Origin of the sequence: Streptomyces sp. DSM 40868 (assembly GCF_011820545.1) — a bacterium.
Classification (GTDB): domain Bacteria; phylum Actinomycetota; class Actinomycetes; order Streptomycetales; family Streptomycetaceae; genus Streptomyces; species Streptomyces eurythermus.
In genome coordinates this window covers 853402-879671 of the sequence record NZ_CP050504.1, presented here as the reverse complement: position 1 = coordinate 879671, position 26270 = coordinate 853402, and the positions used below count along the sequence as shown (strand labels likewise).

The window sequence follows — 26270 nt, the reverse complement described above, 5'->3', positions numbered from 1 at the left end:
GTGATACGGGGCCGAAGGAGTGACGGACGGACCTCACCGGCCCTGCCGGTCGCCTCGTGACGGCAGCGCGTGCGGTGTCGGCAGGCCGCCCCGTCCAGAGGTGCGGGCGGCTTCGCGGTGGGGCCGCCGGTGCGCTCGGGACATCGCCCTTTCCCTGGCGACGGTCGATAGCGTTGGTGATACCTTCTAACCGTCGGTTGCCGAGAGAGCGGGGAGACGGTCGTGAGCAAGCCGGAGGCGAGCACTCCCAGGGAGCGCTACCGCGCCCAGGTGCGCGAGGAGATCAAGGAGCACGCCTGGGAGCAGATCGCGACCGCGGGGGCCTCCGCGCTCTCCCTCAACGCCATCGCCAAGCGGATGGGCATGAGCGGACCGGCCCTGTACCGCTACTTCGCCGGCCGCGACGAACTGATCACCGCACTGATCAGGGACGCCTACCGCAGCCTGGCCGATACTTTCCGCGCCCGCGCCGAGGCCGGCGCCGATCTCCGCGACCTCGCGCACGCCCTGCGCGAGTGGGCCCTGGCCGACCCCCAGCGCTACTTCCTCGTCTACGGCACTCCGGTGCCCGGCTACCGGGCGCCCGACGACACCACCCGGATCGCCTCGGAGATCATGGCCGTCATCCTCGACGCCTGCACCGCCGGACAGGTCCCCGACGATCCGGCGTCACCCCTGGAGGAACATCTGCACGCCCACCGGGACTGGGCCGGACAGCACCCGGCACCCCCGTCCGCCCTCCGGCGCGCCCTCACCTTCTGGACCCGGCTGCACGGCGTGCTGTCCCTCGAACTCGCGGGCCAGTTCACGGGCATGCGCTTCGACCCGGTCCACCTGTACACCGCCGAGGCGGAGTCCGTCGCCCGCGGCTGACGGGGGCCGGGCACCCCCACCGTGGTCCAGGGCGCGTCGGAGTCCTCGTGCCACGATGAGCGCATGAGCGATGAACGGCGAAGCCTGCTCGCGGAGAAGACACCCTTCCCCGACGACCTCGATGAAAGACTGCGCGCCCAACTCACCTTCCTGGTGGAGGTGGATCAGCTCAAGACCATCCTCCGGCAGTCCCCCCTGGCCGCCGCGGACCGGCGCGAGAACGACGCGGAGCATTCGTGGCACCTGGCGATGATGGTGGTGGTCCTCGCCGAACACTCCGACCGGCCCATCGACGTCGGGCACACCATCCAGCTCGTCCTGCTGCACGATCTGGTGGAGATCTATGCCGGCGACACCCCGCTGTACGACAGTGCCGCGGGCGCCGGTCAGCAGGAGCGTGAAGTCGCCGCGGCGGACGAGCTGTTCGGTCTGCTGCCGCCGGACCAGGCCCGGCGGATGCGCTCCCTGTGGGACGAGTTCGAGGAACGCCGCACCCCCGAGGCGAGGTTCGCCAAGGCGATGGACCGGCTCCAGCCACTCCTGCTCAACTGGATGGCCCGGGGCGGAACATGGCGTACCCCGGGCATCACGGCGGACGACGTCCGCTCCCGCAAGGCCGTGATCGGGGAGGCGTCCTCCTCGCTGTGGCGGGCCGGGAAGCGCCTCATCGACGAAGGCGAGGCGCGGGGCTGGTCGAGGAGCGGCGTGCCCCGGCCCTGACGCCATGTGTCGTGCCGCCGGGCAGGAGAGGTGCGTCCGGCGCACCAGGGACTGGGTCGTAGACGCCCCGGTGTTCGACGGCGCGCTGTCGCGGCACCGGATGATCCGCCACCCACAGCCCTCCGGCCGGAGCGCCGGTGGTTCACTCGGCCCGCTGTCCGTGGCCGGTGAAGAAGTCGACGAGGCTGTACGGGGCGTCGTCGTCCAGGAGCAGGTCGTGGATGCGGACAGCCATGGTGGCAGCGGCGGCGCTGCGGGGGAAGAGGGCCTCCTCGTACGAGGCGAGTGCCGCCTCGGTGTCGTGCGGGTGCGCGGCGAGGGCGTTGCCGAGTTCGGCGCCGTCGTACATGGCGAGGTTGGCTCCCTCGCCGGACGGGTGCATCAGGTGGGCGGCGTCGCCGAGCAGCGTGACGCCGGGCACCCGGTCCCAGCGGTGTCCGGCCGGCAGGGCGTGGAGGGCGCGCGGCACCGGCGCAGTCTCTCCGTCCGTGATCAGGGAGGTGAGTTCCGGGGCCCAGTCGTGGAACTCGGCGGCGATACGGGCGGTGACGCCCACGGCGTCGCCGAAGTCGAGGGAGTCCAGCCACTCCCGCGGCTTGCGGAGCGTCACGTAGGTGTGCAGGACGCCGTCCGGCTCGCGATGGGCGGAGATGCCCCTGCCGGGGGCGAGTGCGAAGAGCGAGCCGTCGCCCACGGCCCGGGCGGCGGCCGGATGGCGGGTGTCGCTGTCGTACAGGTGGGTCTCGAGCAGGCATGTCCCGACGTACTCGGGCGTGGCCCCGGACAGCAGCGGACGGACCCGCGACCATGCTCCGTCCGCGCCGACGAGCAGGCCGGCCGTCACGGTGGCCCCGTCCGCGAACGTCACCTCGTGACGGCCGTCGCCGAGGGCCCGTACCGAGGTGGCCTTGCGCCCCCACCGGACCGTGCCGGCGGGCAGCGAGTCGAGCAGAATCCGCCGCAGCTCGCCGCGGGGCACCTCCGGACGTCCGCCGGTACCGTCGTCCGGCTCGTCCAGCAGGACCTTCCCCTCCTTGTCGAGGACCCTGGAGGCTTCGGCGCCCTGGTGGATGACGCCGAGGAACTCCTCGTGGAGCCCGGCGGCCTTGAGGGCGAGCTGCCCGTTGTGGTCGTGGATGTCGAGCAGGCCGCCCTGGGCGCGGGCCGTCGGTGAGGACTCCGCCTCGTAGACCGTCGCCGGGATGCCGTGCACATGGAGCACGCGGGCGAGCGTGAGTCCGCCGAGTCCCGCCCCGATGATCGTGACAGGAGTGGTCATGGTGTTTCCCTTCGGGTCGCGGACCGCCGGGCGGGCGCCCGACGGATCGGCCGGAGTGCCACGGGGACGAAGCTCCGTCAGCCGACTGGAACGCTGTTCCAGCAGTCCCACACTGGAACGGTGTTCCATGTCTTGTCAAGCTGGAATGGTGTTCCACTGCGCCTAGACTGAAGACATGGCAAGCAGGAAGAGTCGTCCGGAGCGACGGCAGGAACCACTCTCCCGGGAGCGCATCGTCGCCGCCGCCGTCGAACTCCTCGACACCGTCGGCGAGGGCGGTCTCACGTTCCGCGCGCTGGCCGAGCGCCTCGCGACCGGCCCCGGAGCGATCTACTGGCACGTCACGGGCAAGACCGAACTCCTCCTCGCCGCCATGGACGCCGTCATCGCCCCCACCCTCGCCGGCGACGACACCGGCGCGACGCCGCAGGACGCGATCCGCGCGCTCGCGCTCGGGGTGTTCGACGCGATCGACGCCCACCCATGGGTCGGCACCACGCTCGCCCGACTTCCCCGCACGCCGGGGAAGTCACCGATGCTGCGGGTCTTCGAACGCATCGGGCGCCAGGTCCAGGCGCTGCGGGTGCCCGAAACCGCCCAGTTCACCGCGGCGTCCGCGCTGTTGAGCTACATCCTCGGCGTGGCGGGCCAGAACGCCGCCAATACGCTGGCGGCCCGGGCGAACACCGACCGGGCCGCGTTCCTGGACGCCGTGGCGGCCGCGTGGCGGGAACTGGACCCCGACCAGTACCCGTTCACCCGCGACGTCGCCGGACAACTGCGCGAACACGACGACCGGGCGGAGTTTCTCGCCGGCATCGACCTCATCCTCGCGGGCATCACCGCCGGCCGGGCCGACGGCCGGACACGGCCCTGAGGCGGCCGTAGGGTGAGGGCATGCCGGACTACGAGCACCGCGTGACCGTGGACGACGACGTCGAGTTCCCCGTCCCCGCCCCCGGCGAAGCGTGGACGGTCGGTGCGGTCGTCCTCGACCGGGACGGCCGGGCCTTCGCCCAGAAACGCGGTCCCCGCCGACGGCTCTTCCCCGACTGCTGGGACATCGTCGGCGGGCATGTCGAGCCCGGTGAGTCGCTGCTGGACACCCTCGCCCGCGAGATCGAGGAGGAGACCGGCTGGCGCCTGCGCCGCGTCCGGCGCCTGCTCGGGATCACCACCTGGACCGGCGACGACGGCGCCGGACCGCGGCACGAGGCCGACTACCTCGTCGAGGTCCACGGCGATCTGGACCGCCCCGCCCTGGAGTGGCCGAAACACACCGCCTACCGCTGGATCGGCCCCGACGACCTTCCCGTCCTCAAGGAGAACCGCGCCCCCGGCGAACACCTCATCCACGACCTGATCGCCAAGGCCCTGCGGGAGCACTCCTTTCCGGCAGGGTAATTCGGTCGCGGCGGATGATCCGCCCCAGCAGACTGAGAAGCGTGGAACGCTTGACGGAGATCGCGGATCGGCTGGCCGGTGTCGGCGGCGTCGTCGGGGTGTGCCTGGGCGGCAGCCGGGCGAGAGGAACCCATGACCCCGACTCCGACTTCGACCTGGGCCTGTACTACCGGCCGCCGCTCGACACCGCCGCCCTGCGCCTGCTCGCGGCCGAGCTGACCGGTGGGCCGGTGGAGGTGACCGAGCCGGGCGGCTGGGGGCCATGGGTGGACGGCGGCGCCTGGCTGACCATCGACGGCCACCGAGTCGACTGGATCTACCGGGACCTGGACCGGGTGCACCGCGTCTGGCAGCAGTGCCGCGCCGGGCGGTTCGAGATCGGCACCCAGCCCGGCCACCCCCTGGGCGTGTACTCCCACTCCTACGCCGGTGAGGTGGCCCTCGGCCGCGTCCTCACCGACCCCGGCGGTGAGCTTCGTACCCTGCGGGAGCAGACGCGCCACTATCCCGAGCCACTGCGCGAGGCGCTCATCGACAACGCCCGCTGGGAGGCACCGTTCATCCTGTCCGGCGCCCGCAAGGGGGCGGCCCGCGGTGACGCCTTCTTCGTCGCCGGCTGTCTCTTCCGCGCGGTCGGACTCCTCGTACACGCCCTCCACGCCCACGCCCGCCGCTGGGTCCTCAACGAGAAGGGAGCGGTACGCGCCGCCGGACAACTCGCCATCGCCCCGGTCGACTTCGCCGAGCGTGCGCACAACCTCTTCTCCGCCCTCGGCACGACTCCACGCACCCTCATCACCACACTCGACACCGCAGACCGCCTGACCACCGAAACATGCGAGAGACTCACGGAGTGACCGGGGCCGCCCGGCCATGAGCTTGCTGACCCACTGGTCACCGCAGACGGGGTCCTGGCCGAGCCGGACGTCAGGGCGGGACGGGCAGGTGCGGTGTCCGGGCGTTGTCGGTCAGCCCTGGGTGGCGCATGTCTCTGCCTCTGTCAGGTAGCGCGCCACCGGGCCCAGCGTCAGCATTCCGGTCGCGCCGCCCGCGTGTTCGGTGCGGGCGGGGCGCAGGGCCGTCGCGGCGCGGGCGGCGATCGGGGGCTCGCCGAGGCGGGCGGCCGCGTGGGCGGTCAGGCACCAGAGTGCCTCCTGCATGTGATCAAGGGGTGGTTCGGGCGCCGCGGACAGGGCGGCACGGGCCTCCTCGACCCGGTCCTGGGCGAGCAGCACCAAGGGCTGCGCCCAGGGGCGGTACGGGCCCCAGTCGAGGGCGGGATCGGTGGGCGCGGGACGGCCGTGCAGCAGACGCAGGCCCAGGAGGGCGAGGGCGAACAGGCCCCGGTGCAGCCCCGGCATGCTCGCCGTCCCGGCGAGGGCGTCCTCCGCGGCGCGGTACCGCGCCGCGGCCGTGGCGGCGCTCGGCCCGCCGGGTTCCGCGCTGCGGGCGGCCGTGGCCCGGGCCCGGAACCAGCCTGTCAGGACGGGGACGAGAGAGGCCTCGGTGCTGACGGCTAGCCGCTCGGCGACCCGGGCGTGTGCGGCCGCGGCATCGAGGTCACCGAGGGCGGAGGCGGATTGCAGGCGGATGAGCCGGCCCAGCACGGCGAAGTTCGGCAGCTCGTGCCGGGTGGCCAGGCCCAGGATCTCGGCGCCGGTCGCATCCCGCGCCGCCGCGAGCCCGGGGCGGGTGAAGGACTGGAGGAACACGCCGTTGAGGGCGAACACCAGCAGTGCGGGATCGCCCAGCTCCCGGGCCAGCGCCTCGGCCTCGCGCGCCGCCTGCCCGGCGCGCTCCCGTTCGGTGCCGGACAGATCGGCGCTGCGGCTCTCGACCGCGACGGTGGCCAGCAGGCGGGCGCGCAGTTCGGCGGGGCCGTCGGCGCCGAGCGCGGTGAGCGTACGCTCGGCCGCCGCGACGACGGCACGGGACTGCTCGGGGTCGTCGGCCCGGCTCCACAGGGCGGGCACGTCGTAGGCCCCGATGACCCGGGCGGTCAGGGCGACGTCCCCGGTGCGCTCCGCCGCCTGGACGGCGGCGAGGCGGTCGCGCCGCGAGTGGACGAGGGCGTCGCCACCCGCAAGGGCCAGGGTGCGCGCCAGTTCCACGGTGGTGCGCGGGCCGAGCCGTACACCGGCGGTCCACACGGTACGCGCGGGCCGGAGCGTCGTGGCGCCCTGGAGAATGTCCGCCTCCAGGCGCTGGAGGTCGGCACCGGGGTCCAGCCCGAGCTGCTCCACGAGCATCGTGCGGGCCCGGCGGAGCGTGGCCAGCGCGTCCGCCTGACGGCCCGCCCGGTGCAGCGCGCGGGCCAGCAGCCCCCAGGCCGGCTCGCGCCAGGGGTGTTCGGTGACGTGCGCGCCCAGTTCGGCGACGAGCTCGGCCCCCGAACCGGAGTCCAGGAGGAGGCGGGCGCGCAGCTCCAGCCCCTCCAGCCGCAGCTCCTCCAGCCGGGCCCGCTCGCGCCGCGCCCACAGGGAGCCGGTCAGGTCGGCGTAGGCCGGGCCGCGCCAGGCCGCGAGGGCCGCGTCGAGGTCGGTCAGCGCAGCGGGGGTCCGCCGGGCGCGGGCCAGGGCGTCCTCGAACCGGTGGGCGTCCACCTGGGCGCGCGGCAGGCGCAGCGCGTAGCCGGGGCCTTCCGTGACGAGTACGCGCGGCGGAGTGCGGGGCGGCCGGTCGGGCTCGATGGCCCGGCGCAGCGCGGCGACGAACGTACGCAACGCGCCCACGGCGCGCACCGGTGGCTCGGCCCACAGGTCGTCCACGAGGGTGTCGGTGGAGACCATCCGTCCCCCGGCGGCGACGAGCCGGGCGAGCACCTCGCGATGGCGGGGTCCGCCCAGGTCAACCGGGGTGCCGTCATCGCGGAGGGCCCGCACGGCACCGAGCACGTCGATTCGCATGCCCTCCATCTTCCGTGCCGCGGGCCGGCGGTGTCGAAGCGTACTGATCGGCTGCTGATCGCCCTCGCCCACGCTGGTCCGGTCAGTCCCCCGACCCCAGCAAAGGGCCTTTCATGACGCTCAGGATTCCCGGTTTCGACCACGTCCGCCTGCCCGGCACGGACGGAGTGGAGCTGGCCGCCGCCGTCGGCGGCAGCGGCAGCCCGGTCGTGCTGCTGCACGGCTTTCCCCAGACCCACCTGATGTGGCGGCACGTCGCCGAGCGGCTCGCCGGCGAGCACACGGTCATCTGTCCCGACCTGCGTGGCTACGGCGCCAGCGACAAGCCGGCGGCCACCGGCCCCGAGGTGTACTCCAAGCGCGCCATGGCCGCGGACGTCGTCGCCCTGGCGGCGGCGCTCGGCCACGAACGCTTCGCCCTGGCCGGCCACGACCGGGGTGCCCTGGTCGCCTTCCGGGCGGGGCTGGACCACCCCGAGACCCTCACCCACCTGGGCATCCTCGATGTGGTGCCGACGCTGGACATGTGGGACGTGCTGCACGGCGTCCGGGCGGCGGTCGGCTACCACCTGTTCCTCATGGCGCAGCCGCCGGGGCTGCCGGAGACGATGATCGCCAACAGCGCGGACGCCTACTTCGGCTCCTTCCTCGACGCCTGGGCCGCCGACCCGGCCGCCCTGCCGGAACCGGTCCGGGCCGAGTACCTGCGGGCGAGCGCCGCGGCCGTGCCGTCGATCGTCGCGGACTACCGGGCCTCGGCGGGCATCGACGTCACACACGACCAGGCGGACCGGGACGCCGGTTCCCAGCTGGCCATGCCCGTGACGGTCGTCCAGCAGGACTGGGGCACGCAACTGGGCTACGACGCCGCCGCGGTCTGGCGCGCGTGGGCGCCGGACCTGGACCACCGGCTGACCGGCGCGGGGCACTTCATGGCGGAGGAGTCGCCCGACGAGATCGCGGGGGCGATCCGGGACCTGCTGCTCCGCTGAGCCGGCCGGGGGAGGGGAAGCGAGGGCGCTCGGCACCCGTACCGGGCGGGCGGGCCGTCACGATGACGGTACGGACCGAGCCGGCGTGATCGGCCGGGGTGGCGAGGACGGCTGACTCCCCTCGGGGAGCCGGTCGTCCTAGCCCCGCGCCGTTCAGGCCATTTCGACGTAGCGGTGGACCCGGTCGAAGCGCCGGGCCGCCAGGTCCCCGCGCCGGATCACCCAGTGGGCCACGCCGGAGTCCAGTTCCGTGACGTCGTCGCCGAACCTCCAGGTGGCCAGGAGAGTCCAGTCGCCGGCGCCCTCTCCGTCGGCCGAGGGGCCCGCCTCCCCGGGATCACGCGCGTAGTGGACGGGGTCGTTCTGCGGCGACACCGGATGACCGCCGATCTGCAAGGACCAGGGAGGGCGGTAGCCGCCCACGTGTGCCCAGGCGTCGCTCAGTTCGTCGGCGAGTTCGAACTGCTCGTCGTCGGTGAGGTCGCCCCATCTGTCGACGGCGAAGCTCTCCGGCATCTGGTCGCTCAACCGATGCCACACCGTACGGAGTTCACGCGGCCGGTACGGCTTGCGCCAGCTGTGTCCGAGAGGGCTCGGGGTCGTCGGGGTCCCGGCGGGTACGTACATCACCGCGTCGGGCACCTGCCCCTCGAGGCTCACCTCGCTGCCGGCGAAGAAGAGCAGGTGGCCGTCGGCGGGGAGGGGGAGGCCGGTTGCGTCCGGCGGGAGGGCCGCGAGGTCGACGGAGGCCACGAAGGGTTCGGACGGCTTCGGCGCACCGTGCGGCAGCAGGGGGTCGCCGCCGGCCCGGGCCACGAGGGGACCGTCACCGCCCTCGGCCACGTACACCGCCGGCCGGGCGATACGTATCCACTCCTCCACCTCCTCCGACGGCAGTCCCCGGGATGCCGCCTCGGCTCGGAAGCGGTTCGGTCTGTCCACGGTCTCGTCGGCCACGGGGTCACCCTAACGGGCTCGTGGGCGAGCCGTGGCAGACCCAATTCGCGTGAAGTGCAAGGTGACTTCGTGGTGCGGGTAGCCTCGGTCTCGGTCAACAGTCTCGCGGTTTGGAGGAAGTACCCATGACGAAGGGTCCGTTCGTCGCCATGTCCGTCGCCACCGCGGTGCTCGGCACCGCGCTCGGCTCCCTCGCGCTGGAACTGCGCGCACAGGGTTACGAGCAGTACGTCGAATCCGTCAGCACCTTCAGCGTCCTGATGTACATCACCGCGGCTCTCGTGGTGATGACCTGGGTCCGGGACGGCCGGCCGCACTCCAACTGAGCCGGACCGCCCCCGCACACCGGACGCCTGCCCCGCCCCGCCCCGGCCAAGCCGGGGCGGGGCAGGCGCGCGCCGGGTACCCGCGCACTACGGGCCCCGATCCTCCCTCCTGTACAGGCGTTGACACGGCGTCACACCCCTCCCATCATGGGAGCGCTCCCATAGATCGGATCCGGCCGCCCCGTACCGCCCCGCACGCGCACGATCGCCCCGCACCCCCGCTCCGTTTCCCGTGTCACCGGCGCGGAACGTCCTGCTGCCGCGTCGGCACTTCGCCCGTCCGGCGGTCCCGTCCGGCATCCGCCGTGCCGCCGGACCCATGAGGGAGGACCCCATGCCACCACTGCACAGACCCGGCCGACCGGCCGGCGCCGGGGGCCCTGGCGCCCTCGCGCGCGGCGCGTTCGTGCTGGCCGCCGCGCTCGCCCTGCTGGCCCCGCTGGCCGGTGTCGCGCCCGCCGCACCGCGGACGGCGGCCGTCGGGGACACGGCGGCCGCCGGGGACGTGGACGTCCGGGTCAACGCCCAGGCGGCCCTGGGCCGGCTGTCCGACACCGCCCGGGGCGTCAACACCGCCATCTGGGACTCGCACATGAACGACCCCGAGGTCACCCGCCTGATGAAGGCGGCCGACGTCGGGATGATGCGCTACCCCGGCGGCTCGTACGCGGACATCTACCACTGGGAGACGCACACGGCGCCCGGCGGATACGTCGCCCCCGGCACCGGCTTCGACGCCTTCATGGGCACCGTCCGCGCCACCGGCGCGCAGCCCATCCTGATCGCCAACTACGGCTCGGGAACGCCCGAGGAGGCGGCCGGCTGGGTCAGGTACGCGAACATCACCAAGAACTACGGCGCGAAGTACTGGGAGATCGGCAACGAGATCTACGGCAACGGCCATTACGGCAGCGGCTGGGAGCACGACGACCACGCCGACAAGAGCCCCCGGGAGTACGCCCGCCAGGTCCGCGCGTACGCCCTGGCCATGAAGGCCGTAGACCCGACGGTCAAGATCGGCGCGGTCCTCACCTCGCCGGGCGAGTGGCCGGACGGCGTGGTCGGCGAGGGCGATCCCGGTGACTGGAACAACACCGTGCTCGCCGAAGTCACCGACGTGATCGACTTCGTGAGTGTCCACTGGTACGCGGGCGGGTCCGACACCACCGCCCAGGACGCCATGGCCCGGCTGGCCCGGCTGCCCGGTGAACTGCGGGAGGTGCGCGCCCAGCTCGACCGGTACGCGGGCGCGGACTCGCCGCGCATCGGCATCGCCCTCACCGAGATCAACACCAACACCGGTGGTGCCCGGCTGACCGCCCGCCCCAACGGCCTGTTCGCCGCCGACGCCTTCATGACGGCGCTGGAGAACGGCGTGTTCAACGTCGACTGGTGGGACACCCACAACGGCGCCGGCCAGATCACCACCGTGGACGGCGAGACCGACTACGGCGACATGGGGATGCTCTCCAGCGGCGCCTGCACCGGCGACGTCTGCGAGCCGGCGCCGAACACGCCGTTCCACCCGTACTACGGCATGAAGATGACCAGCGAACTGGGCACCGCGGGCGACACCATGGTCGCCGCCCAGTCCTCCGCGCGGGACGTCTCGGCGCACGCCGTGCTCCGTCGCGACGGCCGCCTGAGCGTCCTGCTCGTCAACAAGGACCCGGACGCCGCGCACACCGTGGACCTGGACTACGCGGGCTTCACCCCGTCCGCCGCCGCGCCCGTGGTGCACCGCTACGCGCGCGGTGACAGCGACATCACCGAGGCCGGCGCCGGGGCGGCGACCGCGTCCCAGGTCACCGTGCCACCGTACGCGCTGCTCACGGTCACGCTCGACCCGCGGGCCGGCACCGGGCCCGGCGCCTCGGCCGCGGGGACGCCGGGCACCCCGAGGCTGGAAGCGGTGACCGACACCACCGCACGCCTGTCCTGGGCGGGTGCGACGGGCGCGGCCCGCTATCTGGTCCAGGAGCGCGACGGCACGTACACCCGTCTGGTCGGCGAGACCACCGGCACCTCCGTGACCCTGCGCAACCTGCCCCCGGGCAGCGGCCACACGGTCAACGTGCTCGCGGCCGACGCCTCGGGACGGCTCTCCGCCCCGTCCTCCCCGCTGACCTTCACCACCGGCACCCCGTCGAACGCCACCTGCGCGGTGACGTACCACCGTGACTCCGGCTGGGGCAACGGCTTCGTCGCCACGGTCACCGTCCGCAACCTGTCGGACACGCCGATCACCGGATGGACCGTGGACTGGGACTGGCCGACCGGCGGCCAGTCGGTGTCCTCCGGCTGGAACGCCACGTTCCACCAGAGCGGCTCCCACGTACGGGTGACCGCCCCCGAGGGCGCCGGGCCACTGGCCCCGGGCGGGGCGTCGACGGCCTCCTTCGGATTCGTCGGTGCCAACGACGGCCCGAACCCGGACCCGACGGTCTTCCGTCTCAACGGCACGGTCTGCTCCGGCGGTTGAGGGTTCGGCCCGCCCGGGGCAGGGGACAGCCGTCCTGCTCCGGGCGGGCCCGGTCAGGCCTCCACCGTCTCCGTCAGCCCGGTGATCGCCTCCGGCCACGGGGCGGGCGTGGCGATCAGGGCGCGCAGGGACCGGGTCTGACGCGGCGGCAGGCCGATCGTCAGGATTCCGGTGGCCCGGCCGGCGGTGCCGTACAGCGCGGCCAGCCGCAGCGGGTCCTTGCCCAGGGTGCGGACCTCGATCCGGTCGGCACCGGCCAGTACACCGTGGGCCTGGAGCTTCAGGTCGTACTGGTCGGACCAGAAGTACGGCACCGGGGTGAACGGGCGCCGCTCGCCGAAGCGTTCCGGGTCCAGCTCGGCCAGGAGGTTGCGGGCGGCGGCGAGGCCCTGCTCGCTGGCGTTCATCCGGTGCTCGATCCGCAGTTCCCGGCCCAGGCCGGGGTGGTACCAGCGGGCGACGTCTCCGGCGCCGTAGAGGCCGGGGGCCGCGGCGCAGAACTCGTCGCAGCGCAGCCCGTCCGACAGGTCCAGGCCCGCCGCCTCGGCGCCGGGGCCGCGCAGCCAGTCGACGGCCGGGACGGAGCCGACGGCAAGCAGTACGTCGTCGGCCTCCACCACCGTGCCGTCGGCGAGCACGGCACCGGTCGCCCGGCCGGCCTCGGCGCGGATGCCGGTGACCGCCTGCCCCGAGCGCAGGGTGACGCCGTGGGCGCGGTGGACGTCGGCGAGGAGCCGGCCGACCTCCGGGCCCAGCACCCGCCCCATCACCGTGTCCTCGGTGCCGACGAGCGTGACCCGGTGGCCGAGGGCACGCGCCACGGCGGCGGCCTCGGCGCCGAGCACGCCACCGCCGACCACGGCCAGCCGCCGGCCGGGCGTGGCGAGGCGCCGGCGCAGGGCGAGCGCGTCGTCCAGGGTGCGCAGCACGTGCACCCCCTCGACCGCGTCGCCGCCGGGCAGGGTGCGGGGCACGACACCGGTGGCGGCGATGACACCGGCGCAGCGCAGCACGGTCCGCCCGGCGTCGCCGAGCGTGAGCGCGCGCCGCGCGGGGTCGTAGGCGACGGCACGGGTGCCCAGCCGCAGGTCCAGGTCGAGCTCCGCCAGCCGGTCGGCGTCCCGCAGCGCGGTGCGCTCGGGCTCCCAGGCGCCGGACAGGACGTGCTTGGACAGCGGCGGCCGGTCGTAGGGCGGGTGGGGTTCGTCGCCGATGAGGGTGATCTCCCCGTCCCAGCCCAGGCGGCGCAGCCCTTCGGCGGCGGCCAGCCCGGCCGCCGCCGCGCCGACGACGGCGATACGCGGGCGGGGGGTGTGCGGGGCGCTCATTCCCGCACCTGGATGGCCGCGGCGGGACAGATGGTGGCGGCCTCGCGCACGGCGGCGTGCTGACCGGCCTCCGGGGTGGCGTCCAGCAGGACGACGATGCCGTCCTCGTCACGCTGGTCGAAGACCTCGGGGGCGACCAGCACGCACTGGCCGGCGCCGCAGCACTTCGCCTCGTCGATGGTGATCTGCATCAGGATTCCTCCAGGGGTGGGGTCAGTCAGGGGGGCGGCGGGTCACCAGGTGACCGGGAGGGCGTGGCAGCCGTAGATCACCATGTCCGTGCGGAAGGGGATCTCCTCGACCGGTACGGCGGGGCGCATGCCCGGGAAGCGGCGCAGCAGCGTGGTGATCACGACCTGCAGCTCGGCGCGGGCCAGCGCCTGGCCGAGGCACTGGTGGATGCCGTAGCCGAAGGCCACATGGTGCTGGGCGTTGGGGCGGCGGATGTCGAGCCGGTCGGCGTCGGGGAAGGTGTCCTCGTCGCGGTTGGCGGAGGGTACGGCGACGATGACGCCCTCCCCGCGGCGGATGAGCTGTCCGCCGACCTCGACGTCCGCGAGGGCCGCGCGCCGGGGGCCGTTGCGGATGATGCTGTGGAAACGCAGAAGTTCCTCCACGGCGCCGCGGACCAGGGAGGGGTCCTCGCGCAGTCGGCCGGCGGTCTCCTGGTCGAGCATGAGGGACAGCGCGCTCAGGCCGATCATGTTGGCCGTCGTCTCGTGGCCCGCGACCAGCAGCAGCACGGCGAACGCCACGAGGTCCTCGTGGGTCAGCTCGCCTCGCGCGTACTGCTCGGTGACGAGCCGGCTGATGATGTCGTCGCCCGGCTCGGCCTTCTTGGCGTTCACCAACTGGTTGATGTAGGCGAGGAGTTCGGTGCGGGCGGGCTCGCGCTGCTCTTCGGTGAGGTCACGCGAGAGCAGGGTGCCGGTGAGCCGCTGGAAGGTGTCGTGGTCCTCGTAGGGCACGCCCAGCAGCAGGCTGATGGCCAGCGAGGGCAGCGGCAGCGCCAGGGCCTGGACCAGGTCGACGGGGTGCTCGGAACGGTCGACGCGCTCCATCGCGTCGCACAGTTCGTCGGTGAGCCGCTGCAGGGTGGGGCGCAGCGCCTCGACCCGCTTGACCATGAAGTCCCGGGTGACCATGCGGCGCAGCCGGGTGTGCTCCGGCGGGTCCATGCGGATGAAGCCCCGGGTGGCGCCGGGACGCGGGCTGCCGCCGGTCATGCCGCTGACCGGGTAGCCGGGGGCGGAGGTGTCGGAGCTGAAGCGCGTGTCACCGAGGATCGCCCGGACGTCCGCGTACCGGGTGGCGAGCCAGGCCCAGCCGCCGTCGTCCAGGGCGACCTTGGACAGCGGTTCTTCCAGGCGCAGTCGGGTAAGACCCTCGGGCGGATCGAAGGGGCACCCGGACGGCGGCCGGGCAGGCAGCGGCGGAAGCGGTGCGGTGGTGGTCATGCCACTCCTTGTGGGGGAAGACCTTCGACTAACACCTGTTAGCTTACGACCGTTTCCTTAGGGCGGAGGGCGGCCTGGGCCGCAGGAGAGGTGAAGGAAATCGGGTGATGTGGTGGAGGGGTGCTTCGGGCGCGACGCCGACGGCAACCCGAAGGGACCGGACGCATGCCGGCGGCAGTCCGAAGGGAGGGGAGCCGGGGGGAACGGGCGCCGGGTGAAGGCGTGGAGAGGGAGTTGAGGACGCGTCAGCGTTCCAGCAGCAGGCCGAGCAGTTCGTCCACGAAGCGGTTCAGCCGGGCGGTGTCCTTGCGGCGCGGCATGACCTGCCACAGCGCGACCCGGCCGTGCAGGGCGCACCACAGCAGGTACGGCGCTTCCGCACGGGTGCCGCGCACCCGCCAGCCGGCCTCCTCGCAGTGGGTGAGCGCCTCGTGCAGCCCGCGCAGGAGCAGCCCGGCCGGGTGACCGTGCAGCCGCTCCTCGTCCACCGGGGTCTGCCAGGTCTCGCACATCAGGCGGTACTTGGCCGGGTTGGCCACCGCGAAACGGCAGTACGCGCGCAACTGGTGCCGCAGCCGTTCCAGCGGGTCGTCCGCGGGCGCGGAGGCGTCGGCCTCGGCCATCAGCACGGCCAGCCGCTCGTAGTGCTCCGCCAGCACCGCCCACACCAGCTCGGTCTTGTCGGCGAAGTGCCGGTAGATGCTCGGGGTGGCGATGCCGACCTCCCGGGCCACCGCCCGCAGCGAGAGGGCGTCCTCGCTGCCCACCTGCTCCAGCAGGCCCCCGGCGGCGCGCAGGATCTCCTCACGGAGCCGTTCGCCCTGCCCGCGGGGGTTGCGCACCCGCGCCGTCCGCTCCGCGGGAGCCCCGGCGGAGTCGTCTCCGCGCCGCTTCGCCTCGTCCACCGCCGTACACCTCCTTCACCCCGGGACGTCCGCACCTGACCGCCGAAACCGGTGGTCATCCGTTGATCACCGCAGGGCAGCCGCCCCGAACCGTACACGACACCGGCCGCCACACCGGCACACGCTCACCAGGCCTTGTGTCGCGGAGCGGGGGTGTGAGCGGCCGGCCATGCCATGACGGCGCGCCCTGGTCGCGGCCGGTGTGACTCCCTGCCGGCGTGCCGGAGGTTCCGCCGCATCCCCGGCGTCGGTGTCGTGGTCGCCGGCGGAGACAGCGTGCGGGTGCCCGTACGGAAACCGACGAGCCGTGCCGCCTCCCGAGGGCCGGAGCCCTGTCGTACGAACGGGAGACGGCACGGATCGGTCACGGTGCGGGTTCCTGCGGGGCCCCGCCGGTCAGGTCCGGCGGGGCGGTCCGGGGGTCAGACGGACGCGGTGTGCCCGGTGATGGGGCAGGTCGCGGCGGCCGCCGCCGCGCCGAAGGCGGCGGTCTTCGCGGCCGGAGCCGTTCCGCCGACCTGCTTGAGGATCTCGTCCGACAGCAGGTCCTCCTTGCCCTTGAGGGCGTCGGCGACCTTGAGGTCGGTGTTGAACACCATCTCGGCCGCGACGTTGTCCTGGACGATGCGGGCCAGGTTGTCGAGGGCCACGGCGATCGGGTCCGAGGGGGTCTCCACGGTGGGCAGGTCGATCAGGTGGGTGTCCACCTTCGCCTGGTTCATGGTGCGGCGGATGATGATGGACGCCTGGTTGAGATCGGACGTCGTCCAGATCGACAGCACCGTGACGTACAGGTCGCTCCACGCCGCCTCACCGAGCAGCGTGCGCCACCGCTTCATCAGCGTCTCGATGCCGGTGATCTGCGCGGTGGCGGCGAAGGTCATGTTGACGCGGATCGACGGGTAGACGGTCGCGGCGAACCGGTTGTACGCGACCATGTCGAAGGACTGCGCCTTGACGATGGTGTCGATGAACTTCATGGCCTCCGACAGGATCGTGGTGCAGGAGTTCTCCAGGTCCAGCGGGAGGTTGGCGGTGGGCAGCTTCGTGTACGCCGAGTTCAGCGTGGTGCGGAAGCTGTTGAGCGGAGTGATCCAGCCCTTGTCGCCCGGGGTCTTGAACGCGACCATGTCCAGGTCGTGCGGGTCGATGCGGTCCGCGTTGGGGATGTTCGGCACCTGGTCGCTGAGGTAGGCGGCGATCACCGAGTAGATGCCCAGCGGAACGTGGGCGATGGACTTGGCCAGTTCGAAGTACTCCGGAACCGGGTCGACGGTCTCGACCTGGACTCCGTTGTTGATGAGAGTGAAGCGCCCGCCGACCGCGTTGTTCTGGACGACGACGACCGGGCTGAGGTGCTTGATCAGCTCGGCCTTGAGAGACGCGTAGTTGGCGCGCATCCCGGCGTTGACGTTGCGGATCGCGTCCCGAGCCGCCTTCTCGTCGGTCGCCGCCGGTGCGGCCGACGCGCTGGTGGCCGCCTGCGTCTGGGTGAGGAAGGTGGCTGCCCCTGCTGCCGAAACGGTACCCAGAAATCCTCTACGAGTTGCCATGCCCCGTCTTTCCATAGTGAGTTCGGTGTTCCGTGGGGTTGGGGGGAAAGGCGTGGGGGGAGTTCAGGTGGGGGGCGTGGGGGGAGTTCAGGGCGGGGGGATCGAGTGTGGGAAGAAGTCCAATAGGGGGAAGGTTCGGTGAAGGTCAGCGTGTTGGGTGCGTTGACCTGCGCCTATGACGCTACGGCCCGCCACACGCGTCGGCAATGTCATCTAGCATGCAGAAACAGACATCGACGTTGCCGGCTGGGGGAGCTTGTGCACACCGTTGAACGACTGATCGTCATCGTCCTGTTCGAAGGCGTCGACCTGCTCGATGTCACGGGACCACCGGAGGTGTTCTCCCTCGCCCGGCGCGAGACGGAGGACGCGGCGGGCTACCGCGTGGTCCTCGCCGCCGAGACCATGGCCCCCACCGTCACGGCCGCCGGGGTCCGGATCCTGCCCGACGTCACCTTCGACGAGCTGGCGCGACTGAGCATCGACACGCTGGTCGTGCCGGGCGCGGTCGAGGTCGACGGGCACCGGCGCGTGCACGCGCTGGTCGATCCGGCCGTGGTGGAACGGGTCAGACAGCTCGCTCCCCGGACCCGGAGGGTCACCTCCGTCTGCGTCGGGGCCCATATCCTCGCCGCGTCCGGACTCCTCGACGGAAAGCGGGCCACCACGCACTGGTCGACCGCGCAGCAACTCGCCGCCGACCATCCCGCGATCGAGGTCGACTCCGATCCCATCTTCATCCGCGAGGGCAACGTATGGACCGGCGCGGGCATCAGCGCGTGCCTCGACCTGTCACTCGCGCTCATCGCCGAGGACCTCGGCGAGGCCGTCGCTCTGCGCGTCGCCCGGCAACTGGTGATGTACCTGAAACGGCCGGGCGGGCAGAGCCAGTTCAGCGTCCCGCTGGAACAGGTCGCCGCGACCGGGCGCATCGAGGTGCTCCGGCACTACATCCTGCGCCACATCACCGAACCGCTCACCGTCGCGCACCTCGCCGACCACGCCCACGTCAGCGAGCGGCAGCTCACCCGGATCTTCAAGAACGAACTGGGCATGACACCGCACGCCTACATCGAATCGGTGCGTGTCGAACGGGCCCGCAACCAGCTGGAGACCACCGACGCCACCCTCGAACGCGTCGCGACCGCCTGCGGGTTCGGCACCGTCGACACCCTGGTCAGGGCCTTCCGGCGCCGGCTCGACACCACACCCACCGACTACCGGCGCCGGTTCCGGACCACCCCCGGCTGAGCGCGCGGCCTCGCCCACCGCCCGGCTGAGTTCCGCGTCCCTGCCGCGCCCGGGCGCCCGCCGGGGCGCGGTCTCGGGACAGCGCGGGTCACTCGTCGGCGAGCGTCAGGTTCGGCACCCGCCAGGCCGCGATCAGGAAGGCGACCAGGGCCACCGCCGCACCGGTGAGGAAGACGAGCCGCATCGAGGTGATGTAGCCCTCCAGGAACGGCAGCGCCGCGCCCCGGTCGAGCGACCGCAGGAAGGCCGAGTCCTCCAGGTCGACACCGCCGCCGGGGCGCAGTACACCCGTCAGGGCGTGGGCGTTGTCGGGCTGGGCGAGCAGACGGCGGTAGGCCGGGTCGCGGCGGGCCTCGGCCAGCCGCTCGGCGATGCGGCCGCCCGCCGTGGAGAACAGGATGGACAGGAAGGCCGCGGTGCCCACCGTGCCGCCGTTGGAACGGAAGAAGTTGACCGACGCCGTCGCCGCGCCCATGTCCGTACGGGGCACCTCGGCCTGCGCGAGCGTGGTGAGCGTCTGCATCGACGCGCCGAGCCCCGCGCCCATCAGGGCCATGCCGAGGGCCGCCTGCCACAGCGGGCTGTCCACGCGCAGGGTCGCGAACACGAGCATCGCGGCGGTGAACGAACCGATGCCGGCGACGAGATGGACCTTGAAGCGGCCGGTGCGCGCGATCAGCCGGCCCACCAGCAAGGTCACGGCGAGGTTCGCGGCGACCGTGGGAAGGGTGGCGAGCCCCGCCTCCATGGGGCTCATGCCGCGGACGAGCTGGAGGTAGAGCGGCAGGGTCGTCATCGCGCCGAACATGCCGATGCCGACGACGAAGTGCAGCCCGACCCCCAGCCGGAAGGCACGGATGCGGAACAGCCGCGGTGGCAGCAGCGCGGCCGCGCCCATCCGGCGCTCCACCACGACGAAGGCGACGAGTCCCAGCGCGCCGACGGCGTACATCAGCAGCGCCGGGGGCGAGCCCCAGCCCCAGGTGCGGCCCTGCTCGGCGACGGTCAGCAGCGGCACGATCCCCACGGCCAGCGCGAGGGCTCCGCGGTAGTCGAGCCGGTGCCGCACCCGCCGGTGCGGGAACCGCAGGACGCGGACGATCGCCACGGCCGCCACGGCCGCGAGCGGCACGTTGAGCAGGAAGATCCAGCGCCAGCCGTCGATGCCGAGCAGCGTCTCCCGGTCCGCGAGGGCCCCGCCCGCCAGTGGGCCGACGATGCTGGCGCCGCCGAACACGGCCATGAAGTAGCCCTGGTAGCGGCCCCGTTCGCGCGGGGTGGTGATGTCGGCGACGATCGTCATGGCCAACGACATCAGCCCGCCGCCACCGAGCCCCTGCACGGCCCGGAACGCCGCCAGTTCGTAGATGGACGTGGCGCAGCCGCACAGCAGCGAGCCGGCCGTGAACAGGCCGATCGCGGCGAGGTACACGGGCCGCCGGCCGTGGATGTCGGAGAGCTTGCCGTAGAGCGGGGTCGCGAGGGTGGCGGTGATGAGGTACGCGGTGGTCGCCCACGCCTGGGCCGTCAGCCCGTGCAGGTCGTCGGCGATGGTCCGCAGCGCGGACGCGACCACCGTCTGGTCCAGCGCCCCCAGGAACATGCCCAGGACCAGTCCGGACATCACCGTGGTGATCTGCCGGTGGCCGAGCCGCACGGGCGCGTCCCCGGCCGCGTTCTGCCGTTGGGTTTCGGAGGAGGTCACACGTCGTCCAAGAGACCTGTCAGCGCGGTGACTTGTGCCGATGGGGGTAAGTTGGCCGCTGACCTGCGGGAACGGTCTTTCAGTTGTTTCATGCTCATGCCGGTTGATGATGCCGGAAGTCCCAGAGAAATCCCAGAGGACCCCCACGGCTGACGGCCGCCCCTTGGGTCTGTTCGTCACCCACGCGGTTCAGGACACGGGGCAGCCGCCGGGCCCGGTGGCCCGGCAGTCCCAGGACCGACGGTGCGGAACACGCTGACCATGGTGAACGCCGCCGGGGCCGTGCCTTCCGCTGTGCCCGGTAATCTCCCGGAAACACTCCCCGGTAAACACCTTGTTTAAAGGATCTCTTTGCCCAACAGGGATTGCCTCTGTCGTCGTTGATCCGGATCAATGAATTTCGGCGGAACCGAGAATCCGCCAACAGCGTGGTGGGGGCAACCATCCTCCGCGCTGGCTCGATCGGATCGTATGCGATTCGGCCACCGCGACCGAATCGTATGCACGGGGATTAGGAACGGGGCTTGATGATCACGTGTCTGCCTGCCTTGCGGCCTCCTGCGCACCTGCCGGACGTGTCACGCAGACATGAACGGCGCAATATCCTGCACACCCTCGTCGGACTGCTTGAACTCGCCACACACGACTGGGAGGACATTCCGCCCGAGATCGAGGATCCGCTCGTCCGGGCCCTGCTCGTCGGCAAGGTCATGACCGCCGAGGACCAGGGGGTACGGCTCTCGGTGAGCGGCTGTTCCCGGCTGGGCCGCCGGCCGGGGTCCGCGGGCGACCTGATCACCATCCTGGGCAACCTGATCGACAACGCCGTGGACGCGCTCGCCGGACACCCGCCGGCCGCCGGGGACGAACCCCGCGTCGAAGTGCGCCTGCACGAGCGGGAATCCGTGACCGAGCTGCGGGTGGCGGACAACGGCCCGGGCGTGCCACCGGAGAGACGGCAGTGGATCTTCATCGAGGGAGCGTCCACCAAACGGCACACGGGCGCCGGCCACCGCGGTCTGGGCCTGGCCCTCGTCGGGCGCCTGGCGCACGAGCGGGACGGCACGGTGTCCGTGTCCGAACGCGCGGGCGGCGGCGCGGTGTTCACCGTGCGGCTGCCCGGGAAGGTGTCCTCCGGCGAACGGTACGCCTCGTGATCGGCGTGCTCGTCGTGGACGACGACTTCTACGTCGCCGGCATCAACGCCCGGTACGTGTCCCGGGTGCCCGGCTTCCGGGTCGTGGGGCGGGTGCACGACGCGGCCTCCGCGTTCGCCGCCGTCCAGGCCGGGGGCGTCGACCTGATCCTTCTGGACCACTACTTGCCGGACGAGAGCGGCCTGTCGCTCACCCGCCGGCTGCGCCGGGAGGGGCCGGCCGTCGACGTCCTCATGGTGACCGCGGACAACCGGACCGCCTCCGTGCAGGAGGCGCTGCGGGCCGGGGTGCTGCAGTACATCGTCAAACCGTTCACGTTCGAGGCGCTGCGCGGCAAGCTGGAGGCATACGCGCGGCTGCGCGGGGCCCTTCGCGACACCGAGCTGGACCAGGAGCGGATCGACCGTCTCCTGGGCAGCCTGTGCGCTCCGGCCGCGGCGGCTCCGATGCCCAAGGGGTACACACAGCGCACGGCCGAGCTGATCCGGCATATCGTCACGCGGGCCGGCCGGCCGGTGTCCGCCCACGACGTGTCGGAACAGGCCAGGGTCAGCAGGTCCACTGCCCAGCGGTACCTGAAGTACCTGGAGGAGGAGGGGAGGTTGCACCTCACTCTGAAGTACGGGGACAGCGGCCGGCCCGAGCACTACTACTCCACCGTCTGAGGTGCCGCCCGCCCGCCGAACTGGCGGGCGGCACCCTGAGGGCGGACCGGCGGGTCACCTCGCCGCTCTCGCTCTCTCACCTCGCTCGCCCGGAGCCGGCGCCTCGGGGCGAGCGATGCCCCCCGGCCATGGCCGCCTTGGCACGACGGCCGTCAGGAGGTGACCGGCTCGGTGGGGATCCAGGATGTCGCGGCGTACCACCAGCGCACCAACTCGTCCAGGTCCTTGTGGACCTCCTCCGCGTCGCGCGCCGCCACCAGGCCGACGGCGGCCGCCTGGGTGAGGTGCTCCACGCCCCGCCCCACCGCACCCGGTGCCATCTGCAGCGTCAGTTCCGCCGTGGGCACGGGGCAGGGCTCGGCCGGCGGCACGAACGCGCCGTAGCCGGGCGGCAGAAGGGTCCAGCCGGCGACTTCCCGCGGGGCGGGCGGCTGCGCGGTCAGGGTGAGGTCGCTGCCGCACTGGGCGCGCAGGCCCTCCTTGGCGAGCTGGACGCCGAAGACCCTCTCGTAGGCGTGGGCGATCAGCGCGCCGCCGGCCCGGCTGGCGATCTCGCAGAGCACCGGCTCGCCGGTGGCGTCGATCCATGCCTCCAGGTGGAAGGCGAGCGGCAGCGGGGCGGCGGGCAGCGCGGCGATCACGTCCCGGGTCAGCGCGGTCAGCGTGGTGAACCGAGGGTCGTCCGGGGCGAGCATCACGCTGCTGAGGGGTGAGTCCTCCCAGACCCGCTGCGCGATGCCGCTGCCGCGGTACTGTCCCGGCCAGGCGTGCACCACGCGGCCGTCCCGCATGATGCCGTCCACGTGGAAGAAGTCCCCGTGGACGAAGCTCTCCGCCATCCACTGCCCCGGCAGATAGGGCACCTCCGCCTCACGCTGCCGGGCCAGGAAGCCGGCCACGTCCGCCGGGCGGCGCAGGACGGTGACGCCCTCCGAGCCGGCGCCGAAGCGGGGCTTGACCACCACCGGGCAGCCGGCCGTCTCCAGGAAGCCGAGCAGGTCCGCCACGCTGTCGACGGGGGTGAACGCCGGCACCCGGATCCCGGCCTCGCGGGCGATCCGCTTCATGACCACCTTGTCGCGGTAGGCGGTGGCGGAGTCGGGCCGCTGGCCGGGCAGGTCCAGCCTGGCCCGCAGCCGGGCGGCGCGCAGCACGTCGCTCTCACTGGTGCTCGCGACCAGGTCGACTCCGTGGTCGCGCGCGGCTTCCTCGGCGATCTGCTCGGTGGCCCAGGAGTGGTAATCGGGCACCAGGCGGTGCATGGGGAAGTGCTCGGCGAGGAGGTCCTCGGCGCCTTCGACGGCCTTCGCGGTGGTGATCAGCACGACGCTGTCGGCGGTGTCGTCCAGCCACTCGTGCAGCGGGCGGTCGGTGAGCGGCTGACGGGAGAACAGCAGGACTTTGGGCATGACTCTCAGATCCTCGACACGATGGTGGACTCGACCGGCCGCAGGCCCCCGTGGAGATGGACGAGGCCGGTGGCGGCCTCGCCTTCCCGTACGTGCTCGACCGCGGCGACCACCAGGTGGTGGTCGCCGACCCGGAACCGGTCGTGCCTCGCGCACACGAGCCACCCCGGGCAGTCGTCGAGCAGCGGCACCCCGTGCGGGCCGGTGTGCCAGGCGGTGGGCGGGGCGAACCGGTCGGTGCCCCGGGTGGCGAACCGCTCGGCCAAGTCCGCCTGGTGGGCTCCCAGCAGTTGCACCCCGAACCACTCGGCGTCCTGGATCAGCTCCCAGGTGCTGGAGGTGTCGGCCAGGGCGAAGGAGACGAGGGCCGGGCGGGCGCTGAGCGAGGTGAAGGAGGTGATGGTCACTCCCGCGGGTCCGGCCGGGCCCCGGGCGGTGAGCACCGCGACACCGGAGGGGTGCGCGCGCAGCACCGACCGCAGGGCCGTCTCCGCGACGGTCACGAGGAGACCCCTGCCGCGCCGCGGAACGCCGGCCGGCGCAGCCCGAGGTTCTCCCTGAGCGTGGTGCCCTCGTACGCGGTGCGCATCAGCCCGCGCCGCTGGAGTTCGGGCACGAGCAGCTCGACGATCGCGTCCAGGCCGTCGGGGAGGTAGTCCGGCATGATGTTGAAGCCGTCGGCGGCCTCGGCGACGAACCACTCCTCCAGCGCGTCCGCGATGCTCTCGGGGGTGCCCAGCAGGAACCGGTGACCGCGTCCTGCGGCCACGGAGAGGTACAGCTGGCGGATCGTCAGACCCTCCCTGCGGGCCTTCTCGTAGATCAGCTGCTGCTTGCTGGTCGACCCCTCGGTGGGCGGAAGCTCGGGCAGCGGGCCGTCGAGGTCGTAGCCGGCGAGGTCCACCATCCCGAGCTGGTACGACAGCATGCCCAGCCCGACGACCGGGTCGACCAGGTCCTGGAGGGTGGCGTACTTGTCCTCCGCCTCGGCCTGGGTGCGGCCGACGACGATGAACGCGCCGGGCAGGATCTTCACCTCGTCCGGGTCGCGGCCGTAGTCGGCGACCTGCTTCTTCAGCCCGCGGTAGTACGTCTGGGCGCCGTCCAGGGTCTGCTGGACCGTGAAGACGACCTCGGCCCAGCGGGCCGCGAAGTCCTGGCCGTCGGGGGACGATCCGGCCTGCACGATCACCGGATGACCCTGGGGCGGCCGGGCGACGTTGAGGGGGCCGCGGACCTGGAAGTGCTCTCCCCGGTGGCCGAGGATGTGCAGCTTGTCCGGGTCGAAGAACCGGCCGGAAACCTTGTCGTAGAGGAAGGCGTCGTCCTCCCAGCTGTCCCACAGCCCGGTGACGACCTCCATGAACTCGCGTGCCCGGCGGTAGCGGGCCGCGTGGTCGGGCTGCCGGTCGAGGTTGAAGTTGCGGGCCTCGGCGTCGGTCGCGGAGGTGACGACGTTCCAGCCGGAGCGGCCGGCGCTCAGGTGGTCCAGCGACGCGAACATCCGTGCCACGTTGAAGGGTTCGTTGTAGGTGGTGGAGGCCGTGGCCGTGAGGCCGATGTGCGTGGTGTGCACGGCGAGCGCGGACAGCAGTGTCAGCGGCTCGAAGTGCACCATACGGCCCTGCCGGCTCAGCTCGTCGGCGTCCCGGTACTTCGTGCGCACCCCCGCTCCGTCGGAGAGGAAGACCATGTCGAACAGGCCGCGTTCGGCGGTCCGCACCAGGCCGCGGTAGTAGTCGAAGTCGAGCCCGCCGTCGGGCCGGGCGTGCGGATGGCGCCAGGCGGCGACGTGGTGGCCCGGCGCGGGCAGGAACGCGCCGAGCTTCATCATGCGGCGTTGCTGGCTCACGTGGATCTCCAAGGTGCAGGGGTGGGGACTTCGAGGGGCGCCCGCGTGCCCGGCCGGTCACCGGCGGGCGGCCGGCCGGGGCAGCCGGTCAGCCGAGCCGGCGTACCGGTTCGCCGGCGAGGAACGCCTGGATGTCCTCGACGGCGTGGCTGTAGTACGCCGCGTAGTTGGACTGCGAGACGTAGCCGAGGTGCGGGGTGGCGAGCAGCCGGGGTGCGGAGCGCAGCGGGTGGCCGGCGGGCAGGGGCTCGGTGTCGAAGACGTCGAGTCCGGCGCCGGCGATCCGGCCCTCGTGCAGCGCGGCGAGCAGGGCGTCCTGGTCGATGATGGCCGCTCGTGAGGTGTTGATCAGGTAGGCGGTCGGCTTCAGCAGGGCGAGTTCGGCCGCGCCGACCAGGCCGCGGGTGCGGTCGCTGAGCTTGAGATGGACCGAGACGAAGTCGCTGCCGCTCAGCAACTCCTCTTTGGAGGCGGCGAGTTCCACGCCCACCTCGTCGGCCCGTTCCTTGGTCAGATTCTGGCTCCAGGCGCTGACCCGCATGCCGAAGGCCAGGCCGACCTGGGCCACCCGGCTGCCGATCTTGCCCAGGCCCAGCAGGCCGAGCCGGCGGCCGTGCAGGTCGGCGCCGACGGTGGACTGCCAGGGGCCGCCCGCGCGCAGCGCGTTGTTCTCGGTGACGAGGTTGCGGGCCAGGCCCAGCAGCAGGGCCCAGGTCAGCTCCACCGGCGGGGTGGAGGAACTGGCGGTGCCGCACACGGTCACCCCGTTGCGCTCGGCGGCCGCGTAGTCGATGACCGAGTTGCGCATGCCGGAGGCGATGAGCAGCTGGAGCCGGGGCAGCCGGTCCAGCAGCGTGGCCGGGAACGGCACCCGCTCGCGCAGGGTGACCACGATCTCGAAGTCGGCCAGGCGGGCGGCGAGTTCGTCCTCGTCGGCGATGTGCTCGCGGAAGATGACGACCTCGACGCGGTCCTCGAGCGGACTCCAGTCGGCCGAGTCCAGAGCCGCGTTCTGGAAGTCGTCGAGGACGGCACAGCGCAGTCGCATG

Annotated in this window: 24 protein-coding genes; 11 read left to right on the top strand and 13 right to left on the bottom strand. The window is 72.6% G+C overall.

Annotated elements, in window-relative coordinates; translation table 11 throughout:
• The first annotated feature begins 222 nt into the window (after positions 1-222).
• Together HB370_RS03965 and HB370_RS03960 are read left to right on the top strand one after the other, a co-directional pair.
• Positions 223-873, top strand: coding sequence for a TetR/AcrR family transcriptional regulator (locus HB370_RS03965; RefSeq protein ID WP_030775821.1), 651 nt, complete (start codon positions 223-225; stop codon positions 871-873).
• Positions 874-936: 63 nt separating this feature from the next.
• Entirely contained in the window at positions 937-1593 is a 657-nt protein-coding gene (locus HB370_RS03960; RefSeq protein ID WP_030775824.1) for an HD domain-containing protein, read from the top strand.
• 142 nt (positions 1594-1735) lie between these two features.
• Here the strand turns inward: HB370_RS03960 and HB370_RS03955 are convergent, their stop codons facing one another.
• Entirely contained in the window at positions 1736-2872 is a 1137-nt protein-coding gene (locus tag HB370_RS03955) for an NAD(P)/FAD-dependent oxidoreductase (RefSeq protein ID WP_030775829.1), read from the bottom strand.
• A 175-nt stretch (positions 2873-3047) separates the two neighbouring features.
• Between HB370_RS03955 and HB370_RS03950 the strand changes: the two genes are divergently transcribed.
• The 3 genes from HB370_RS03950 to HB370_RS03940 are packed head-to-tail and all read left to right on the top strand — an operon-like array spanning position 3048 to position 5133.
• Positions 3048-3749 (top strand): TetR/AcrR family transcriptional regulator, encoded by a 702-nt coding sequence (locus HB370_RS03950; protein WP_030775832.1) that lies wholly within the window; start codon positions 3048-3050, stop codon positions 3747-3749.
• 20 nt (positions 3750-3769) lie between these two features.
• The gene (locus tag HB370_RS03945; RefSeq protein WP_030775835.1) at positions 3770-4276 is read left to right on the top strand and encodes an NUDIX domain-containing protein; all 507 of its coding nucleotides are present in this window, start codon (positions 3770-3772) and stop codon (positions 4274-4276) included.
• A gap of 14 nt (positions 4277-4290) precedes the next feature.
• Positions 4291-5133 (top strand): nucleotidyltransferase domain-containing protein, encoded by an 843-nt coding sequence (locus HB370_RS03940; RefSeq protein WP_030775838.1) that lies wholly within the window; start codon positions 4291-4293, stop codon positions 5131-5133.
• Positions 5134-5244: 111 nt separating this feature from the next.
• On the opposite strand, the gene HB370_RS03935 is transcribed toward HB370_RS03940, so the two are convergent.
• The gene (locus HB370_RS03935; RefSeq protein ID WP_030775842.1) at positions 5245-7182 is read right to left on the bottom strand and encodes a BTAD domain-containing putative transcriptional regulator; all 1938 of its coding nucleotides are present in this window, start codon (positions 7180-7182) and stop codon (positions 5245-5247) included.
• A gap of 113 nt (positions 7183-7295) precedes the next feature.
• On the opposite strand from HB370_RS03935, the gene HB370_RS03930 reads away from it, so the two are divergent.
• The gene (locus tag HB370_RS03930; protein ID WP_030775845.1) at positions 7296-8174 is read left to right on the top strand and encodes an alpha/beta hydrolase; all 879 of its coding nucleotides are present in this window, start codon (positions 7296-7298) and stop codon (positions 8172-8174) included.
• Between the two features lie 153 nt (positions 8175-8327).
• On the opposite strand, the gene HB370_RS03925 is transcribed toward HB370_RS03930, so the two are convergent.
• Entirely contained in the window at positions 8328-9131 is an 804-nt protein-coding gene (locus HB370_RS03925) for a DUF1963 domain-containing protein (protein ID WP_030775848.1), read from the bottom strand.
• A 125-nt stretch (positions 9132-9256) separates the two neighbouring features.
• Here HB370_RS03925 and HB370_RS03920 point away from each other — a divergent pair, with 125 nt between their 5' ends.
• Both HB370_RS03920 and HB370_RS03915 read left to right on the top strand, forming a co-directional pair.
• A complete protein-coding gene (locus tag HB370_RS03920; RefSeq protein WP_030775851.1) occupies positions 9257-9457 on the top strand; it encodes an SCO3870 family protein in 201 nt (66 codons plus the stop codon).
• Between the two features lie 334 nt (positions 9458-9791).
• Complete coding sequence (locus tag HB370_RS03915; RefSeq protein WP_030775854.1) at positions 9792-11939, top strand: cellulose binding domain-containing protein; 2148 nt, start codon at positions 9792-9794, stop codon at positions 11937-11939.
• A gap of 53 nt (positions 11940-11992) precedes the next feature.
• Here HB370_RS03915 and HB370_RS03910 read toward each other — a convergent pair whose 3' ends face one another.
• From HB370_RS03910 to HB370_RS03890, 5 genes are all read right to left on the bottom strand, one after another.
• Entirely contained in the window at positions 11993-13267 is a 1275-nt protein-coding gene (locus tag HB370_RS03910; protein WP_030775857.1) for an FAD-dependent oxidoreductase, read from the bottom strand.
• Positions 13264-13458 (bottom strand): ferredoxin, encoded by a 195-nt coding sequence (locus HB370_RS03905; RefSeq protein WP_030775858.1) that lies wholly within the window; start codon positions 13456-13458, stop codon positions 13264-13266. Before HB370_RS03905 ends, HB370_RS03910 begins: the two co-directional genes overlap by 4 nt.
• A 42-nt stretch (positions 13459-13500) precedes the next feature.
• Positions 13501-14724 carry a cytochrome P450 gene (locus HB370_RS03900; protein WP_030775863.1) on the bottom strand — a complete coding sequence of 408 codons (1224 nt, stop codon included), beginning with the start codon at positions 14722-14724 and terminating at the stop codon, positions 13501-13503.
• A gap of 245 nt (positions 14725-14969) precedes the next feature.
• Positions 14970-15629, bottom strand: a complete 660-nt coding sequence (locus HB370_RS03895; RefSeq protein ID WP_051815233.1) for a TetR/AcrR family transcriptional regulator — start codon at positions 15627-15629, stop codon at positions 14970-14972.
• 422 nt (positions 15630-16051) lie between these two features.
• Positions 16052-17182: a hypothetical protein gene (locus HB370_RS03890; protein WP_030775871.1), complete on the bottom strand. Its 1131-nt coding sequence runs from the start codon at positions 17180-17182 to the stop codon at positions 16052-16054.
• Positions 17183-17440: 258 nt separating this feature from the next.
• Between HB370_RS03890 and HB370_RS03885 the strand changes: the two genes are divergently transcribed.
• Complete coding sequence (locus HB370_RS03885) at positions 17441-18433, top strand: helix-turn-helix domain-containing protein (RefSeq protein ID WP_030775874.1); 993 nt, start codon at positions 17441-17443, stop codon at positions 18431-18433.
• Between the two features lie 88 nt (positions 18434-18521).
• On the opposite strand, the gene HB370_RS03880 is transcribed toward HB370_RS03885, so the two are convergent.
• Complete coding sequence (locus HB370_RS03880) at positions 18522-20138, bottom strand: MDR family MFS transporter (RefSeq protein WP_030775876.1); 1617 nt, start codon at positions 20136-20138, stop codon at positions 18522-18524.
• A 575-nt stretch (positions 20139-20713) separates the two neighbouring features.
• Between HB370_RS03880 and HB370_RS03875 the strand changes: the two genes are divergently transcribed.
• Positions 20714-21295 carry an ATP-binding protein gene (locus HB370_RS03875; RefSeq protein WP_030775879.1) on the top strand — a complete coding sequence of 194 codons (582 nt, stop codon included), beginning with the start codon at positions 20714-20716 and terminating at the stop codon, positions 21293-21295.
• Positions 21292-21960: a response regulator gene (locus HB370_RS03870; RefSeq protein WP_030775882.1), complete on the top strand. Its 669-nt coding sequence runs from the start codon at positions 21292-21294 to the stop codon at positions 21958-21960. Before HB370_RS03875 ends, HB370_RS03870 begins: the two co-directional genes overlap by 4 nt.
• A gap of 152 nt (positions 21961-22112) precedes the next feature.
• Here HB370_RS03870 and HB370_RS03865 read toward each other — a convergent pair whose 3' ends face one another.
• From HB370_RS03865 to HB370_RS03850, 4 genes are all read right to left on the bottom strand, one after another.
• On the bottom strand, positions 22113-23369 hold the full coding sequence (locus HB370_RS03865) for a hypothetical protein (RefSeq protein ID WP_051815234.1): 1257 nt from the start codon (positions 23367-23369) through the stop codon (positions 22113-22115).
• Between the two features lie 5 nt (positions 23370-23374).
• Entirely contained in the window at positions 23375-23872 is a 498-nt protein-coding gene (locus tag HB370_RS03860) for a flavin reductase family protein (RefSeq protein ID WP_051815235.1), read from the bottom strand.
• Positions 23869-25221, bottom strand: a complete 1353-nt coding sequence (locus HB370_RS03855) for an LLM class flavin-dependent oxidoreductase (protein ID WP_244405403.1) — start codon at positions 25219-25221, stop codon at positions 23869-23871. Before HB370_RS03855 ends, HB370_RS03860 begins: the two co-directional genes overlap by 4 nt.
• Before the next feature lie 88 nt (positions 25222-25309).
• The gene (locus HB370_RS03850) at positions 25310-26269 is read right to left on the bottom strand and encodes a D-2-hydroxyacid dehydrogenase family protein (protein WP_030775895.1); all 960 of its coding nucleotides are present in this window, start codon (positions 26267-26269) and stop codon (positions 25310-25312) included.
• Between the last annotated feature and the right edge of the window lies 1 nt (position 26270).

Excerpts from the sequence above, each read along its gene's own strand:
- HB370_RS03960 (WP_030775824.1), top strand. The coding sequence starts at position 937 with ATGAGCGATGAACGGCGAAGCCTGCTCGCGGAGAAGACACCCTTCCCC.
- HB370_RS03955 (WP_030775829.1), bottom strand. The coding sequence starts at position 2,872 with ATGACCACTCCTGTCACGATCATCGGGGCGGGACTCGGCGGACTCACG.
- HB370_RS03950 (WP_030775832.1), top strand. The coding sequence starts at position 3,048 with ATGGCAAGCAGGAAGAGTCGTCCGGAGCGACGGCAGGAACCACTCTCC.
- HB370_RS03945 (WP_030775835.1), top strand. The coding sequence starts at position 3,770 with ATGCCGGACTACGAGCACCGCGTGACCGTGGACGACGACGTCGAGTTC.
- HB370_RS03940 (WP_030775838.1), top strand. The coding sequence starts at position 4,291 with ATGATCCGCCCCAGCAGACTGAGAAGCGTGGAACGCTTGACGGAGATC.
- HB370_RS03935 (WP_030775842.1), bottom strand. The coding sequence starts at position 7,182 with ATGCGAATCGACGTGCTCGGTGCCGTGCGGGCCCTCCGCGATGACGGC.
- HB370_RS03930 (WP_030775845.1), top strand. The coding sequence starts at position 7,296 with ATGACGCTCAGGATTCCCGGTTTCGACCACGTCCGCCTGCCCGGCACG.
- HB370_RS03920 (WP_030775851.1), top strand. The coding sequence starts at position 9,257 with ATGACGAAGGGTCCGTTCGTCGCCATGTCCGTCGCCACCGCGGTGCTC.
- HB370_RS03915 (WP_030775854.1), top strand. The coding sequence starts at position 9,792 with ATGCCACCACTGCACAGACCCGGCCGACCGGCCGGCGCCGGGGGCCCT.
- HB370_RS03910 (WP_030775857.1), bottom strand. The coding sequence starts at position 13,267 with ATGAGCGCCCCGCACACCCCCCGCCCGCGTATCGCCGTCGTCGGCGCG.
- HB370_RS03905 (WP_030775858.1), bottom strand. The coding sequence starts at position 13,458 with ATGCAGATCACCATCGACGAGGCGAAGTGCTGCGGCGCCGGCCAGTGC.
- HB370_RS03900 (WP_030775863.1), bottom strand. The coding sequence starts at position 14,724 with ATGACCACCACCGCACCGCTTCCGCCGCTGCCTGCCCGGCCGCCGTCC.
- HB370_RS03890 (WP_030775871.1), bottom strand. The coding sequence starts at position 17,182 with ATGGCAACTCGTAGAGGATTTCTGGGTACCGTTTCGGCAGCAGGGGCA.
- HB370_RS03865 (WP_051815234.1), bottom strand. The coding sequence starts at position 23,369 with ATGCCCAAAGTCCTGCTGTTCTCCCGTCAGCCGCTCACCGACCGCCCG.
- HB370_RS03850 (WP_030775895.1), bottom strand. The coding sequence starts at position 26,269 with ATGCGACTGCGCTGTGCCGTCCTCGACGACTTCCAGAACGCGGCTCTG.